General features: G+C 46.9%; 1 protein-coding gene. It reads left to right on the forward strand.

Annotation, left to right across the window (positions count from 1 at the left end; all coding sequences use genetic code 11):
* The coding region (locus tag C7447_RS14650) for an Ig-like domain-containing protein (protein WP_148871267.1) at nucleotides 1-1,225 on the forward strand (1,225 nt) is incomplete at both ends.

Genomic DNA, 1,225 nt, shown 5'->3' on the forward strand with positions numbered 1-1,225 from the left:
GATGCACCGGTAGCCAATACAGATACAGCAACCACAGAGGAAGACACCGCAGTAGCCATCAATGTAATCGGAAACGATACGGATGTAGACGGAACCATCGACCCTACTTCGGTAACACAAGTAACAGCGCCAGCAAACGGAACCATCGCTATTGATCCTGTAACTGGTCAGATCACCTATACCCCAAATGCAGAGTTCTTTGGAACAGATGCTTTTGAATACTCTGTATGTGATGATGACGGAGCCTGTGCTACAGCCACAGTAAGCGTTACAATAAATGATGTGAACGATGCACCGGTAGCCAATACAGATACGGCAACCACGGAGGAAGACACCGCAGTAGCCATCAATGTAATCGGAAACGATACGGATGTAGACGGAACGATAGATCCAACAAGTGTAACAGAGATCACGGCTCCAACAAACGGAACCATCGCTATTGATCCTGTAACTGGTCAGATCACCTATACCCCAAATGCAGAGTTCTTTGGAACAGATGCTTTTGAATACTCAGTGTGTGATGATGACGGAGCCTGTGCTACAGCCACAGTAAACGTTACAATAAATGATGTGAACGATGCACCGGTAGCCAATACAGATACGGCAACCACGGAGGAAGACACCGCAGTAGCCATCAATGTAATCGGAAACGATACGGATCTAGACGGAACCATCGATCCAACAAGTGTAACAGAGATCACGGCGCCAGCAAACGGAACCATCGCTATTGATCCTGTAACTGGTCAGATCACCTATACCCCAAATGCAGAGTTCTTTGGAACCGATGCTTTTGAATACTCAGTGTGTGATGATGACGGAGCCTGTGCTACAGCCACAGTAAACGTTACAATAAATGATGTGAACGATGCACCGGTAGCCAATACAGATACGGCAACCACGGAGGAAGACACCGCAGTAGCCATCAATGTAATCGGAAACGATACGGATGTAGACGGAACGATAGATCCAACAAGTGTAACAGAGATCACGGCTCCAGCAAACGGAACCATCGCTATTGATCCTGTAACTGGTCAGATCACCTATACCCCAAATGCAGAGTTCTTTGGAACAGATGCTTTTGAATACTCTGTATGTGATGATGACGGAGCCTGTGCTACAGCCACAGTAAGCGTTACAATAAATGATGTGAACGATGCACCGGTAGCCAATACAGATACAGCAACCACGGAGGAAGACACCGCAGTAGCCATCAATGTAATCGGAA

Source organism: Tenacibaculum adriaticum (assembly GCF_008124875.1).
In the GTDB taxonomy this organism is placed as follows: domain Bacteria; phylum Bacteroidota; class Bacteroidia; order Flavobacteriales; family Flavobacteriaceae; genus Polaribacter; species Polaribacter adriaticus.